Below are 15,456 nucleotides of genomic sequence, written 5' to 3' on the forward strand. Positions count from 1 at the left end.
CGTGGCACGCGCGCGAGCGCTCGTCCTTGGCGGGATCCATGCGTTCCTGCTCGCGCTCCCCGCGGGGTGCGCGACCAAGGGGGGCGCCGACTGGGTCCACGACGGCTCGAGCGAGCCGCAGATCGCGCGCGGAGGCGGCGGCTGGCTCCACGAGCCCTCCCCGGACGACGGCGATCGCGACCGGCGCGCCAGCGCCGCTGTCGACGGCGCGCCGGGCGAGGCGCCCGGCGCGGCGCAGGCCGATCTGGGCGGCGCCGCGGGCGCGGCCTCCGCGCAGGGCGACCCCGCGATCCTCGTGCGAGAGCACGGCCGGCCCGCGCGCGCGACGCCGGCGTCACAGGCGGCGCCGGGGCTCGCGCCCGGGATGTTCCGGAACACCTACTACGACTTCCCGAGCGAGGGCGGAGGGCCGAAGGATGCGGTCCTCTACGACGCTGCCTGCGCGCCGCTCGCGAGCGTCCCGCGCGCGTTCCACGACCAGCTCTGCGTCCAGGGCAGCGGCCGGCTCGCTTCGGGTGACACGGTAAGCTTCGCGCGACGCGGCTGCGGGTGCGCCGATGTCTGCCCGCGCACCGGCCAGCAGGTCTGCTTCGAGCGGCTCGATCCGCGGCGGTTCCCGTATGGCCGCGGCGCGACCGGGCGCCCGATCACCCCGCTGCGCACGGTCGCGGTCGACTCGAGCGTCATTCCGCTCGGCACGTCCCTCTTCGTGCCCGAGCTCGTCGGGCTGCCGCTGCCGGGCGGGGGCCGACACGACGGGTGCTTCGTCGCCGAGGATCGCGGCATCAAGGTCGTCGGACGGCAGATCGACGTCTTCACCGGCGATCCTGCGGTCACCGCGCGCCTCAACGCGCTCTTTCCGTCGAACCGCGGCGTGCGCCCCGTGCTCGACGACGCGCGCTGTCGCGCGATCTTCGCCGCGCGGGGGGCCTCCTGAGCGCGGTCTCCCACGGCGTCGCCGGGGGCGCCCGCGGAGGGAGCGCGAGGGACCGTAAGGCCGGCCGCCCTCCCGCGTGAAATCCGGAACCTGGCGCGGGCGGGGAGGTGATACGATTTCCCGCCTTCCGGTGGCCGAATGACCTCACGTGGCGTCCTCCCCGAGTCCGTCATCCCTCCGCCCTCGGAAGTCACGGACACGCCGGACGAGAAGCAGCGGGCGCGCGCCCGCCTCGGGATGACCGTCAAGAACAAGTGGCGGATCGACTCGCTCCTCGGCGTGGGCGGCATGGCCTCCGTGTACGCCGCCACCCACCACCGGAACGGCTCGCGCGCCGCGCTGAAGATCCTGCACGCCGAGTTCGCGCGCGACGTCGGCATCCGCGAGCGGTTCCTGCGCGAGGGCTACGTCGCCAACAAGATCGATCACCCCGGCCGGGTCGCGATCCTCGACGACGACATCACCGAGCAGGACGAGCCGTTCCTCGTGATGGAGCTGCTCGACGGGGAGACCGTCCAGCAGCTCTGGAAGCGCAAGAGCCGGAAGCTCCCCGTCGCCGAGGCGCTCTGGATCGCGGGGGAGGTGCTCCTCACGCTCGAGAGCTTCCACGCGGAGGGCATCGTCCACCGCGACCTGAAGCCCGCGAACATCTTCATCACGAAGGACAACGTGGTGAAGCTGCTCGACTTCGGCGTGGCGAGGATGCGCGGCGCGCCCGGCGACAAGACCAAGGCGGGCACGGCGCTCGGGACCCCCTCGTTCATGGCGCCCGAGCAGGCGATGGGGCTGACCGAGGGGGTCGACGGGCGGGCGGATCTCTTCTCGATCGGCGCGACCCTGTACGCCGTGCTCAGCGGGCAGCGCCTCCACCAGGGGCGCTCGGACAACGAGGCGTTCATCCTCGCGGCGACGACGCCGGCGCCGTCGCTCGCGCGGATCGCGCCCGAGCTGCCCGCCTCGGTCATCGGCCTCGTCGACAAGGCGCTCGCCTGGGACAAGCGCAACCGCTTCGAGTCGGCCGCGCACATGCGGCAGGAGGTGCTGCGCGTCCTCGAGGAGGTCGGCGCGTCCGTGCCCCGCCGCTCCTCGCCGCAGAGCACGAGGCGCCCCCCGCCGGACGACTCGCCCACGGCCGTCGGGATGCGGGCGGCGGAGGAGCCCGCGCCTCACGACGAGCCGGGCGAGGCGGAGCCGGACGACCCCGCTGTCACGCGGCTCACCGAGGTGTTCCGCCGCATGGAGCGGCTGCTCCCGGCGGTGCGTCACTACGGCTGGACCCATCCGGACGCGGACAACAAGCTCCGCGCGACCTTCCAGGCGATCGTGGAGGCGCTGCGCGCGGACGGGAGCCTCGTCCACTGGACGCTGACGCCGTACGCCTTCGAGCATCGCCGGCGGACGGTGTGGGAGCCGTCGCACCCGCTCGACCTCGTCCCGTACAACCTCTTCGCGGCCGGCGTGCGGCGCGTCCAGCTGCTCCCTGGCATCACGGAGGACGAGCTGCGCGCGCTCTGCGAGGTGCTGCTGCTCGATCCGCTGCGCGACCTCGCCCCCGAGGACGACGTCGCGGCCGCCCTGTGGGAGCGCCGCCTCGAGCACGTGCGCTACGACGTGGTGAGCGTCTTCGTCGAGGGGGACGCGGCCGATCGCGAGCAGTTCTGGCACGAGGCCGACGACCTCGAGGGCATGGCCCGGCGCGCCGCCGAGGAGAAGGCGAACCGCGCCGAGGCGGCGGCGATGGTCATCGACACCGACACCGCCGCGCTGCGGGCCGCGCGCCGCGCCGCGAGCGCGCTCGCGCTCGACCCGGTCGCGCAGCGCGCGCTCGGCACGCAGCTGGTCATGAGCCCGGACCGCTGGAGCGAGCGCTTCGTCGAGGTCGTGGCCGACGCCTTCCTGAACGCCAGGCGGTACAAGGACGTCGAGCTCGTGACCGAGCCGATGGCCGCCTCGGCGCGCGATCTCATCCTCGCGCGCCGCTTCGAGGTGCTCTTCGGGATGCACGACGCCATCGAGAAGGCCCTCGACGCGCTCGCGCCCAGGCAGCAGGGGGGCGCGCTCGCGACGGAGCTCGCCCGGGGGATGTTCCCGCCCGACACGATGCGGCTGCTCCTCCGCGAGGCGACGCGCGTCGTCATGACGGCCGCCCCCGGCGGCGCGGCGCAGCCCGCCCCCGTGGACCTCGATCTGGTCGCGCAGCGGCTCGCGCCCATCCTGCACAAGCTCGGCAGCGAAACCCTGCCCGTCGCGATGGAGGTCGTGGGGCACACCGGCCACGAGGCGCTGCGCCGCGCGCTGCTCGGCCACGTCGAGCGGACGCTGCCCGGGCACGAGGAGGGGGTCGTGGACGCGCTCATGACGCTGGATCTCGACGTGGCCCGCCCGATCCTCAAGATGTTCGCCGCGTCGCGGACGCCGGGCGCCCTGGGCGCGCTGAAGCGGCTCTCCGGGTGCGCGAACGCGGCGCTCCGCTGCGAGGCGATCGCGCACCTCGCGACGAGCCCCGAGCAGATCCGGGACGAGCTGCTCTCGCTCGCCGAGTCGGCGCCGCCCGACGTGCGCGTCGCGGCGCTCCGCACGCTGGCGCACCACCAGGTCCGCGCGGCCGGCCCGCTGCTCGTCCGCCGCGTGCAGGACAGCTCGTTCCACCAGCTCACGCTCGACGAGCGGCGCGAGTTCCTCGGCGCGCTCTACACGCTCAACCCGGCGCGCGGCGAGTCGGTCGCCGTCGAGCTGCTCCAGCGGCACGGCCTCCTCGCGGACGACGCGGCGGAGCAGACCCGCTGCCTCTCGGCGGAGCTGCTCGGCCGCGAGGCGCGCTCGCAGGAGGCGCTCGACGCCGCGCTCGCCGCCACGAAGCGGCGGCCCTGGAACAGCCAGGCGCTGCGCGACGCCGCGGGCGCCGCCGCCGAGGCCATCGCCGCGCGCCTCGGCAAGCGGATCTCGACCGCCGGGGAGGTCCCGTGATGGCGCCCCAGGTCGACGTCATCAGCCAGAACGTCTCGGAGAACATCCGCCGCGAGCAGGCGCGCGATCTCGCCGCCAGCGTGGTGCAGGCCCTCTTCCGGCTGGTGAAGCTCTCGACGCTGCACGCGATCGACAACCAGGCCATGGTGCGGCAGGTCGAGGAGACGGTCTCGCTGGTCCAGGACTTCGGCCAGCGCTCCGGTCACAACGTCTCGATCCTGTTCACCCGCGGCTCGGTGTTCGTCTCCGGGCAGCTCCTCAAGGCGAACCGCGCCGTCTACGAGGGCGCGCTCGAGCTCGGCGACGTCCTGAGCCGCTGCGGCTACTCCGAGATCGGCGTCGCCAAGGACGTCCGCGCGAGCGATCTCTACGCCCTCGCCTCCGCGCTCGCCGAGGCCCTCCGCAGCAGCAAGCCGGCGCTCGCCGACCGCCCGGCGCCGCGCGTCCGCCTGCGCGCCGTGGACGAGGCCGTGCTCCGCCGCGAGGTGGCGATCGATCGCGAGGGCGACGAGACCTCCGCGATCGTGCGCACCTACGCGACGGCGATCGTGATCATCCGCCGGTTCTACGACGACCTGCGGCACGGCCGGTACACGCTGCGGCAGGGCGTCAAGCGCATCACGCAGCGCCTCGTCGACCTCTCCGCGAACGAGACGCCGGCCTTCCTGGGCGTCACCGCGCTGCGCAACCAGAACCACGACGACGCCGGGCGCGCCGTGAACACCGCGATCCTGAGCCTCGCGATGGCGCGGCAGATCACGAGCGACGTCGTCCTTCTCCAGCGGCTCTCGATGGCGGCGCTGCTCTTCGACATCGCCCGGCCGCGCCTCACGGGCGCCGCGACGAGCGGCTCGGGCGGGCTCGTCCCGCAGCTGAGCGAGCAGCAGGAGGCGGACGTCCCGGCGGGCACGGCGGTCGTGCTGACCGCGCTCGGCCTCGTCAACGAGCCGAGCGTGATGCGCACCGTCGTGGCCTACGAGGCGCACTGGGTGCGCCGCCAGCCGGCGCTCGGCCCGGTCTACCGCGGCCTCCGCCAGCCGACGCTCCAGGCGCGGATCCTCGCGACCGCCCGCGCCTTCAACGACCTCCTGACGCCGGCCCCGGGCGAGGCGCCGCTCTCCGCCGACGAGGCCATCGCCAAGCTCGAGCAGGAGGCGGCCGATCCGGCGGACCGCGCGGTGCTGCGGCTGCTCGTGGGCGCGCTCGGCATCTTTCCGACCGGCACGCTCGTGGAGCTCTCGACCGGGGAGGTCGCGCTCGTCGTGCAGACGCCGACGCACCCGGCCCGGTACTCGCAGCCGCGCGTCCGGCTGGTCCTCGACGCCGCCGGCGGTCCCATCCCGCGCGCGCTCGAGGTCGATCTCGCCGAGCGGCCTCGCCAGGGCGAGCCGCCTCGGCACATCCGCCGGATCGTCGCGACGAGCGACGACCCCGCCGCCGCGTCGATGCGCGCCCACGCGGCGATCCAGGAGGCGCCGCAGGTGTCGCTCCGCTCGCCGGTGCTCGCGGCGGAGTCGCCGCCGATCCGCAACGCGCCGGCGTCGCCGCTCGGAAACCTCCGCATGCCGCCGCAGCAGCAGATCACGCGGCCCTCGTCGCCCACGCTGCCCATGACCAACGCGCCGGCGAGCCGGAGGACGCAGCCGCGGGCCAGCGACGCCGCCCGCGGGCCCGCCTCGCCGCCCGAGGCCACGTTCGGGGGGCTGCCGGACGACGGCGCGGACGCCAGGATGCTCGCGGATCTGCCGCCTGCGCCGTCCGGCAGGCTGTCTCCGCCCTTGCGGTCAGGGCGCACGACGGCGCGCTGGCCAGATCCACCGCATCTGGAGCCCGCCGCGGTGGCGGACCCAACCTCGCCCGCCCCGGGCGCTCATGGAGAGGAGTCGTGGTCGGTGCAGACAGACAGCGATCCGGACGAGGTCCCCGAGGAGAGCGCGCGGCCGCCGTCGGTGCGAACCCGCGGCTGGGGAGATCCGCCGCAGCGGCGCGAGCGCAACCCCGTGTCTGATCTGCCTCCGTCGGCGATGGCCGGTCCGATCGCCGTGCTGTCGTTGCCGGGCGACCCGCCGACCGCGGAGGGCACGCTCGCGCGCACGCCGCTCGTCCACCTGCTCGTGTACATGCTCGACCGGCGCCTCACCGGCACGACGTGCTTCATCGACCCCGACGGCGTCCGCCACGGCATCTTCTTCAGCGAAGGCGTGCCGGCCAAGATCTGGACCGGGACGATCATCGCCCCGCTCGATCGGGTGATCCTCGATCTCGGCCTCCTGGACGAGGCGACGCTCCGGGAGACGCTCCGGGACATCACCAAGCGACGGGTGCTGCATGGCCGGCTGCTCGTCTCCCGGGGCCTGCTCGACAGGGAGACGGTGTTCGGCGTGCTGCGCGAGCAGCTCGTGCGCAAGCTGGTCGCGCTCTACGATCTCCCGCCCGGGACGCGTTACGCCTACTACGACGCCCAGAACCTGCTGTCGTCCTACGGCGGTCCGGAGCTCATCGGGTGCGAGCCCCTCGCGGTGATCATGGCGGGCGTCCGGCTCCACGCCGACGATCCGCTGATCGACACGACCCTGGACCGGATCCAGAACCGGCAGCTCGGGCTCCACGTCGAGGCCGAGATGAAGCGGTTCCAGCTCCATCGCGACGAGGCGGCCATCGTGGATCTCCTGCGGATGCGGCGCATGACGCTGGCCGAGCTGCTCGCCGCCGGCGTCGCGCAGGAGCGCGTCGTGCGGCTGATGATCTATGCGCTCGCGATCACGCGGCACCTCGATCTCGGCGCGCCGGGCCGGCGCCCTGTCGGGGTCGGCGGTCCCGCCGGGCCCGGCCGGGAGCGGGCCGCTGGCGCGCCCCCGGCCGAGGCGGGGCCAGCGCCCCAGCGCGAGCCCTCCGGCGCGGCGGCGCGCTCGCCGCGCCCCACCGCGGGCTCGACGATGCCCGGTCCACGCCCGGCGCGCGGCGAGGCCGAAGGCCGCGCACCGCAGCGGCAGCCCGACGACGTCGCCGCGCCGTCCAGCAGGCGCGCCGGGGTCCCGGTCGCCCCCCGTCGCTCCACGGCGCCACCCCCGGCCGCGGCGCCGGAGGCGGCGTCGTGGAGCGGCGCGCCCGCCCCGAGCCCGGCGGCGCCCTTCGACGCGCGCGCGCCCGGCGGTGATCCGGGCGGCGGTTACCGCGGCGTGGATCCGAAGGCGCTGAGGCCGCCTCCCGCGCCGACCTTCGCCGGCGCCCGCGTTGCGCCGCCGCCCCAGCAGGCGCCCACCGTCAAGATGGCGGCGGTCGGCCCGGAGGGCAGCAGGGCTGCGCGAGGGGCGGGGCGCGCCGAGGCGCCGTCGCCTGTGCCGCCGGCGCGCGCCGCGGAGCCAGCGAAGCCGCAGGGACCGGCGGCGCTCGCGCCCGATCTCCCCCCGCTGCCGCGCGCCGCGCCGAACCCCGAGCTCGCCGCGCGCCGCGCGGAGATCGAGGCGCGCGCCGCGTCGATCGACGGTGAGAGCTTCTTCGAGATGCTCGGCGTCGCGGAGGACGCCCCTCCGGAGCGCGTGCAGAGCGCCTATTTCGCGCTCGCCAAGCGGTGGCACCCCGACCGGACGCCGGCGGAGCTCCAGGACGTCAAGCCGCTCGTCGCGCGCGTGTTCGCCCGCATCAGCGAGGCCTACCAGACGCTGAGCGATCCGAAGCGGCGCGCCGAGTACCAGAGCGCGCCGAAGGAGGCCCCGCCCCCCGCCGAGGACGAGCAGCGGATCGCCCGCGCCGTCGACGCCGCGCTCGAGTTCCAGAAGGCCGAGATCCTGCTCAAGAAGAACGACCTCGCGGGCGCCGAGGCCCGCGCGCGGCGCGCGCTCAACGCCGACCCGGAGCAGCCCGAGTACATGACGTTGCTCGTCTGGATCCAGGCGCAGCGGCGCGGCGATCCGCCCGTGCTCGCGGAGGGGGCCACGAGCGCGCACTACGACGATCTGATCCAGACGCTGGATGCCGTCCTGGAGAAGGAGCCTCGCTACGAGCGGGCGCTCTTCTACCGCGGCATGCTCCTCAAGCGCTCGGGGAGGATCGACAAGGCGATCGGCGATTTCCGCCTGGCGGCAGAGCTCAACCCGAAGAACCTCGACGCCATCCGCGAGGTCCGCCTGCAGGAGATGCGGAGCCGCACGACGAGCGATACGGCGCCCGCGGGCGGTCTCCTCGGCAAGTTCTGGAAGCGCTGACGCGCGTCAGCGCGCTGCCGCGGGCACCGCGCCGAGCGACCGCAGCGCGCGGCAGACCGTCTCGTCGCGGCAGGGCCCTATCCGCCCTGCGTGCGCCGGCCAGGGCACGTCGCGCACGCGGTGCAGATCGCGCACGTCGGGGCCTCGCCACGGGCCGAGCGCCCGGTCCACGCGCGCCTCTCGCTCGCTCGTCGCCGGCAGCGACAGCTGCACCTGCGGCACGATGCCCACCTTCTGCACCGGCGCGCCGTCGGGGAGCGCGTAGAGGAGCGTCGTGAGCCGCAGCACGCCGACGTGGGCGTCGTCGTCGAGGTATTCCTGAGCGCACCCCTTGCCGTACGTCCGATCGCCGATGATCACGCCGCGCCGGTAGCTGGCGATCGCGCCGGCGATCATCTCCGCCGCGCTCGCGGAGTCGCCGTCGACGAGCACCGCGAGCGGCCCGCTCCACCCGCGCTCCTCCGGGACGTCGGGCGAGCGCTCCACCTCGACGCCGCCGTCGCGGCGCCGCATCGGGAACAGCGGTACGCCCGGCAGGAACAGCCCTAGCGCGGCGATCGCGCCGTCGGTCGAGCCGCCGCCGTTCGCGCGCACGTCCAGCATCACGCCCCGCGTGTCGCCCTGCGCGCGCGCGCGGAGGAGCGCCGCCGCGACCCGATCCCCGAGGTCGTCGGGCACGTCGGGGATGGCGATCACCGCGACCTTGCCGTCCCCGTAGCGCACCAGATCGAGCGGCAGCTCCGAGGGCGCCGCCTCGGCCGGCTGCGGTCCGACCGGGTGCGGCGCCACGGTCAGCTCGAGGGGCGCCGCGACCCCGCGCCGCAGCAGCGCCACGCGAGCGGTCGTCCCGGGGTGCACGTCGGACAGCACGGCGAGCTGCTCGGCCTGCTCGACGCTCATGCCGGAGATCGGCAGATCCTGGATCCGGATCACCACGTCCCCGTCCTCGAGCGGCGCGAGCGCGCCGCGGTCGATGCGCACCCCGATCGCGGTGCGCGTCATCTCTTGCCAGAGCCGGGCCGGCGGGTGCGCCTCGAGGTCGAGATCGTAGATGGAGACCTCCTCCTCGAGCGGCGCCCAGGCGCCGTGCGCGTCCAGCTGGGGCACATAGGCGCGCACCGCGGCGGCGATCACCGTGCGCGCCCAGCCGTCCTCGCTCATCGAGGGCGCCGCCCGCTCGCGCACGGCGTCGGCGTACCGGGCGAGCGGCTCCCCGACATGCGCGCGCAGCCCGCCGACCTCCCGGCCGAGCTTGCGCGCGAGGTCCCGGGCGCTGCGCGTCACCTCGCCGTCCTCGAACGGCGCCGACGACACCAGCTCCCACGCCGCGGCGTGGGTCGCGGGCGGGCTGGCCAGGCCGCGCCGGTAGCCGTCATCGAAGAGCCTCTCGAGCTCGCGCGACCACCGGCCGAGCTCCTGCCCGACGCGCAGCGCCGCCGCGCACGGCCCGCTGCCCACGGGCGCCTGCAGCTCGTCCAGGAGCGCGGCGGCTTCCCGCTGCAGCGAGGCGCCCACGGGCGTGTCGGGGGCGACCGACCACAGCCCGTGCGGATCCAGCCAGTCGGAGGTCGCTTCGGCAAACTTTGCGGGATCGACGCGGAGCGGCGGAGCGGCCAGCGTGGTGCGGGCCTGGGCCACGATGGCGCGAGCCTGCTCGCAGCCGAGCGACGTCGGCGCCCCGGTCGGCACCGCGATGCCGCGGTCGAGGGCGTTCGGGTCACAGCCGACGCCGTCGATCTCCTCGTCGTCTGGCGCGACGGTGTGGAGCAAGGGCCGCGCGATCCCGCGCCGCGCCCTCGCGAGGGGGATCTCCGCCTCCCGCGAGAGCAAGGCGAGCGTCGCCAGGCTTGCGGCGATGCACGCGACGGAGCCCGCGACGCGCGTCCTCACTGCTCCCCGGATATCACGATGCGGCGCGCGGGGGCAGGGGCGACCGCGGCGGCGGCCGCGCGGCGAGCGAGCGCGCGCGCCGCTCGGGCGGCGCCGTCGCCCGCGGCCTGGGGCCTCGGCGCGCACATCGTCCACCTCATTCGCCGCTCGTGCGCTGTGGATCTGGGCTCAGCGCTGCGCATTCGTGCTCCTCCGCTTTCCCGCAAAGCTTTCGCTTCCGTCGAGGGATCCGAACACGTTGCGCATTCCAGCGCAAAAAAAGGCGATTTCCTAGGGTTTATCCCGGCATCGCGCCTGCATCTGCGTCTGTGCCGCCCGCCGGCTCGTAGGGGCTCGCAAACCAACCCTCCTTGATCGGCGCGCGGTGGGAGAGCGGAGAGATCATGAGCGCCACCTGGGATCGTGCGGCATTCTCGGCTTATCGTACAGAGCTCGCGAACTACGCCACCCTGAGCCCGGACGCCGAGCGGGAGCTCGCGCTCCGCTGGCGAGCTGGTGACCAGGACGCTGGCCGGCGCCTCATCGAGGCGTGCCTGCCCTTCGTGATGACGATCGCTCTCGAGTACCGCCGCTGGGGGCTGCCGATGGAGGACATCGTGCAGGAGGGGAACATCGGCCTCCTGAAGGCCGCGGAGCGCTTCGATCCGGACCGCGGCTGCCGCCTGGCGACGTACGCGGCCTACTGGATCCGGGCGGAGATCCGCGAGCACGTGGCGCGGGGGTACCGGATCGTGCGCCTCGGGTCGTCGAAGAGCGAGCGGCGCGCGCTGCGCATCTACCGCAAGACGCACGAGAAGGACCCGGCGGTGCTCGCGGAGCTGAGCGGCCTGTCGGAGGAACGGGCGGCCGAGCTGCTGCCGCTGCTGATGGCGCGCGACGTCAGCCTGGAGCGCTCTCCGACCGAGGACGGCGTAGCTCCGGTGGAGCGGCTCGCGTCGAGCGCGCACACGCCGGAGGACGAGGCCTGCGACGCCGATGAGCGCGCGCAGCTCTCGCGCGCGCTGCTCCAGGTCGTGAACGAGCTGTCGCCCCGCGAGCGCTCCATCATGAACCAGCGCTGGCTGACGGACAGCCCCGTGACGCTCGAGCAGCTCGGCGCCGACTTCGGCGTCAGCAAGGAGCGCGTGCGGCAGATCGAGGAGCGCGCCAAGAAGCGGATGCGCGCGCGCATCGAGGAGATCACCCGAGAGCCGATGGCGAAGAGCGCTTAAGGCGCCTGTGGCAGCGAGACGCGGCGCTGGAGCGCGCCGCGTCTGGCCGCGCGCGGCTCCTTGCCGCCACGAGCCTGGCGAGGCGTCGCGCTAGATCTCGATGACCGTGCCTTCGCGCGCGGCGATGGTGTTCGGGAAGAGCTCGCGGGCGCGCATCTCCTTCTCGCGCACCATCGCGTCGGTCTGGTTGGGATCGTGGTGGTGCAGGACGAGCTGCTTGGCGCCCGCCGCCTTCGCGAGCTCGCAGCCCGCGACGAACGTGGCGTGACCCCAGCCCGTCTTCGGGCCGCCGCCGACCTCGCCCGCGTACTCTTCGGGCGTGTACATGGCGTCGAAGATCAGCACGTCGGCGCCCATCGCGAGCTTCTTCAGCTTCGGATCCACGATCGCGTAGTGCTCGGAGTCGGTGATGTACACGACCACCTTGCCCTCGTGCTCGACGCGGTACGCGTACACGCCGTTCGGGTGGTTGCCGCGCGCGTTGGTCACGCGCACATCGTCGTTCGGGCCGATCGTGACCACCTCGCCCTCGTAGAGGTCGCGGAAGGTCATCGCCGCGCCCATCTCCGTGAGGTGCACCGGGAAGCTCGGGTAGTCCATCTGCCCGGCCAGCGTCTCCTCGAGCGTCCGGGAGACGTTGAGGCCACCGTAGAGATGGATCTTGTTCCCGCGCACGAACGCGGGCGTGAAGAACGGGAAGCCCTGGATGTGATCCCAGTGCACATGACTGAAGAACATCCAGGCTTCGAAGGGCATCTCCTTGACCAGCTCCTGGCCGAGGAGACGGAGCCCCGTCCCTCCATCGAGGATGACCAGCGTTTCGCCGGCACGAATCTCATAGCAGCTCGTGTTGCCGCCTACTTCGACCGTGCCTGCACCGGGCGTGGGGATGCTTCCGCGAACCCCCCACATCTTGATCCGCATCCTGCCTCGCTCGCTGAACCCCGCCCGTTTCAAGGTAGAGCTATTAGATTCCGAGCGCGGGCAGCGTCAAGCCGCCTGGTGCACCGGGAGCAAGGAAGGTCGCAGACGTGGAGACCTGGCCGGGGGAGCAGGGCCAAGGCGCCAATGTAGTCAGGGGATAGGTTGCGGGCCCAGCGGCGGGCGCGGCCTGCCGCTGGGGGGCGGGAGCGCGCGGCGGCGGGGCAGAGGCGCGGGCGGCGGGGCGGGGGTCGCAGATGGCGGCCACAGGTCGGCCTGCGGGCGGCGCAGGCATCGGAGCGGCACGGCCCGCGGGCGGCAGCGGGAGGGCAGGACGATCGCGCGCAGCGGGCACGCGAAGGTCGCGGCCGATGGGCTATGGTCGGTCGCATGCCGCTCCACGCGGACGCCATCGTCGTCCTCGGCTGCAGGGTGTTTCCCTCCGGGCGCCCGGCGGCCCCCGGCGCGCGCCGCGCGGCGCGCGCCGCGGAGGCCTACCGCGCCGGGGTCGCGCCGTGGGTGATCGCCAGCGGCGGGCGCCGCTGGGGCGCGCAGGTCGAGGCGCGCGTGCTCGCCGCAGAGCTGCGGCGCGCCGGCGTGCCGGCGCACGCGATCCTGCAGGATCTCTGGTCGCTGACGACGCACGAGAACGCGATCTTCAGCGCGGCCCTCCTGCGCCGCGTGGGCGCGCGGCGCGCGGCGATCGTCACCTGCTCCTGGCACATGGCCAGGGCTCTCCAGAACTTCCACGACGTCGGGATCGACGCTTGCGGGCTGCCGGCGTCGCGCGTGGGCGAGCCGGTGGTTGCGCGCGCATGGCAGCGCGGTCACGAGGTGATCTCGATGTGGCTCGACGCGCGCGCGATGCGCCGCAGGCGGATCCTCAGCGAGAGCGCCGCCTGGCTGCTCGACACCGCTCGTCAGGGTGAACCGTGATCATGCCGAGAAGGCGCTCCTCTCCGCTCCTCGTCCTCGCGCTGCTCCTCTCCCTCTCCGCCTGCACCGGGCAGCCGGCGCCGGGCCCTGCGCCCGACGCCGGGAGCTCCGCGGCGGCGCCGGCCGCCAGCGCCGGGGCGGCGGGGCGGCTCGATGCCCTCCTCGCGGCCGAGCAGCGCCGCGCCGCCCTGGAGGTGAGCCCCGCGGACCAGCAGAGCCGCGACGTCGGCGTGCGGCGCGCCGCCGCGCGGGCCCTCGCGCGCATCGGCGGAGACGCGGCGTGGCCTGGGCTCGCGCGGGCGCTTGCCGACGAGGACGACGAGGTGGTCGCGTGGGCCGCCTACGGCATCGGGTTCTCGTGCAAGGAGCGCGAGGTCGAGGCGGTCTCGGCGCTCGTCGCGCGCGCCCTCGCCCGCGACGCCCGCCCGAGCCCCGCGGGCGCGGCGAGCGCCGCTGCGTCCGCGGCGGCGCCGAGCGGCGGCGCCGCTGCGGGTGCGCCGCCGCTCGACGCGGGCGGCGCGCTCGCCCGCGCCATCGGGCGGTGCGGCGCGGAGGCGTCGGAGCCGACGCTGGTCGCGTGGCTCGACGGCCCGCGCGAGCGCGCGATCCACGCGGCGTATGCGCTCGGCGATCTCGCCGCGATCAAGCTCAAGCTGCGCGAGGAGACGCTCGTCGCGCTGCTCAACCTCGCCTCGGGGAGCGCGGCGAGCCCGCCGGTCCCCGAGGCGCTCTACCCGATCGGGCGCCTCGAGCACGTCCCGCTCACGGTCATCCCCCGCATCCGCGACGTCGCGACCGCGCGGCTCGCGGAGGCCTCCGACGCGCGGCTCTTCGCGGTGCGCGCGCTCGGCCGGGCAGGGGAGGCGGCCGCCTCCGAGCTCGCGCGCGTGCTCTCCGCGAAGGGCGTGTTCACCGCGAGCGAGCGCGCCGAGGCCGCGCGCGCGCTCAAGCGGCTCGGCCCGCCCGGCCAGCGCGCCCTCGCCGACGCGGTCGCCGCGCTCGTCCCGAGCGCGGACCCGATCGCGCTCACGGGCCTCGTGAGCGAGGACTTCGGCGTGCTGCTCACCGCGCTCGACGCGCTCGGATCTGCGGGCGCCGCGCGCAAGGCGCTCCGCGATCTCGCCGCCCTGCCGCCGCCGCCGAGCGCGCCCGCGGCGATCCTCCGCCGCGTCGCGTGGCTCCGCTGCGGCGCGGCCCGGCTCCTCGCGGGCGGGGACTACCGCGATCCGCTGCTGCTCGGCTGTGACGTCACGGCGCCGGCGGAGCCGGGGAGCAAGCCGGACGCAGGCGCGCCGGTGCGCGGCCCGATCGGCGCCCGGGCGGTCGTCGAGGTGATCGGCCGCGACGCCATCACGGGCGCGCGGCTCGCCGCGTTCCGCGCGTACGCCGCGTCGGGCGATCTACGCGCGCGGGAGGCCGCGATCGAGCTCATCGCCGCGCACGAGGAGATTGCCGGCGCGCCCGACCTGCTCGCGAAGGCGCTCGCCGCGGAGGAGCCGGGCCTCGTCGCCGCCGCGGCGGAGGTCATCGCGCGGCAGCCCCAGCGCGCGTCGGAGGCGCCGGGGAAGCGGAAGCGCAGGAAGCGGAGCGACGAGAAGGACGCTCCCGCAGCGGTCACGTCGCCGGCGATCGAGGCCGCGCTGCTCGCGATCCTCGACCGCCCAGGTGCGCGCGACGATCCGGAGCTGATCGGCGCGGTCGTCGACGCGGTGGGCGCGCTGGCGCTCAAGCCGGCGGAGGCTCGCCTGGAGCAGCTCTGCCGGTCGAGCCACCCCACGACGCGGGCGCGCGCCGGGACGGCGCTCGGCGTGCTCAGGGGCCGCAAGATCGCGTGCGACGCCGGTCTGCCGGGGGACGCGGGCGCGGCGGGGCGGCCGGCCGTCGCGCCGCCGGTCGGCGAGGTGCCGGCCGAGGCCTCCGCGCTCGTGCGCGCGCCGGCGGTGCTGATCTTCGACACGGACGCCGGCGAGCTCACGATGACGCTCGACCCTGCGCTCGCGCCGGTCGCGGTGACCCGCTTCGTCGATCTCGCGCGCTCCGGCTATTACGACGGCAAGCTTGTCCATCGCGTGGTGCCCGGCTTCGTCACCCAGTTCGGCGCGCCGTTCGGCGACGGCGCCGGAGGCCCGCCCGGCAGGCCGGCGCTGCGCTGCGAGACGTCGCCGGTCGCGTTCGAGCCGCTGCGGGTCGGCGTCGCGCTCGCCGGCCGCGACACCGGATCGAGCCAGCTCTTCGTGATGCACGCGCGCGCGCCGCACCTCGACGGCCAGTACGCGGCCGTCGGCGTCGCCGCCGGGCCGTGGGCTGCGCTTGCGGATGGGGACATCATCCGGAGCGTGAAGGTGCAGAACTGATCGCGGGCGGCGCGCGGCGTGCGCGTCCCGTGACG

The 15,456-nt window shown here is 75.0% G+C and carries 8 protein-coding genes; 6 read left to right on the top strand and 2 right to left on the bottom strand.

The annotated features are described in order from the left end of the window. Position 1 precedes the first annotated feature (1 nt). The 3 genes from WME73_RS04770 to WME73_RS04780 all read left to right on the top strand — a co-directional run bounded on the left by WME73_RS04770 (position 2) and on the right by WME73_RS04780 (position 8,109). Positions 2–937: a 3D domain-containing protein gene (locus tag WME73_RS04770; protein WP_437744342.1), complete on the top strand. Its 936-nt coding sequence runs from the start codon at positions 2–4 to the stop codon at positions 935–937. 138 nt (positions 938–1,075) lie between these two features. Then, the gene (locus WME73_RS04775; RefSeq protein WP_437914896.1) at positions 1,076–3,904 is read left to right on the top strand and encodes a protein kinase domain-containing protein; all 2,829 of its coding nucleotides are present in this window, start codon (positions 1,076–1,078) and stop codon (positions 3,902–3,904) included. Continuing rightward, on the top strand, positions 3,904–8,109 hold the full coding sequence (locus WME73_RS04780) for a DnaJ domain-containing protein (protein ID WP_437917349.1): 4,206 nt from the start codon (positions 3,904–3,906) through the stop codon (positions 8,107–8,109). Before WME73_RS04775 ends, WME73_RS04780 begins: the two co-directional genes overlap by 1 nt. 6 nt (positions 8,110–8,115) lie before the next feature. On the opposite strand, the gene WME73_RS04785 is transcribed toward WME73_RS04780, so the two are convergent. After that, positions 8,116–9,999 carry a S41 family peptidase gene (locus tag WME73_RS04785; RefSeq protein ID WP_437744345.1) on the bottom strand — a complete coding sequence of 628 codons (1,884 nt, stop codon included), beginning with the start codon at positions 9,997–9,999 and terminating at the stop codon, positions 8,116–8,118. A 383-nt stretch (positions 10,000–10,382) separates the two neighbouring features. Here WME73_RS04785 and WME73_RS04790 point away from each other — a divergent pair, with 383 nt between their 5' ends. Further along, complete coding sequence (locus WME73_RS04790) at positions 10,383–11,210, top strand: sigma-70 family RNA polymerase sigma factor (RefSeq protein WP_437744346.1); 828 nt, start codon at positions 10,383–10,385, stop codon at positions 11,208–11,210. Between the two features lie 90 nt (positions 11,211–11,300). Here the strand turns inward: WME73_RS04790 and WME73_RS04795 are convergent, their stop codons facing one another. Beyond that, positions 11,301–12,134 (bottom strand): MBL fold metallo-hydrolase, encoded by an 834-nt coding sequence (locus tag WME73_RS04795; RefSeq protein WP_020733205.1) that lies wholly within the window; start codon positions 12,132–12,134, stop codon positions 11,301–11,303. A gap of 387 nt (positions 12,135–12,521) precedes the next feature. Here WME73_RS04795 and WME73_RS04800 point away from each other — a divergent pair, with 387 nt between their 5' ends. Together WME73_RS04800 and WME73_RS04805 are read left to right on the top strand one after the other, a co-directional pair. Beyond that, positions 12,522–13,067 carry a YdcF family protein gene (locus WME73_RS04800; protein ID WP_437744347.1) on the top strand — a complete coding sequence of 182 codons (546 nt, stop codon included), beginning with the start codon at positions 12,522–12,524 and terminating at the stop codon, positions 13,065–13,067. 2 nt (positions 13,068–13,069) lie between these two features. After that, positions 13,070–15,421 (top strand): peptidylprolyl isomerase, encoded by a 2,352-nt coding sequence (locus WME73_RS04805; RefSeq protein ID WP_437914897.1) that lies wholly within the window; start codon positions 13,070–13,072, stop codon positions 15,419–15,421. Positions 15,422–15,456 lie beyond the last annotated feature (35 nt).

It is taken from the genome of Sorangium sp. So ce302 (assembly GCF_051530145.1).
GTDB lineage: Bacteria > Myxococcota_A > Polyangia > Polyangiales > Polyangiaceae > Sorangium > Sorangium cellulosum_B.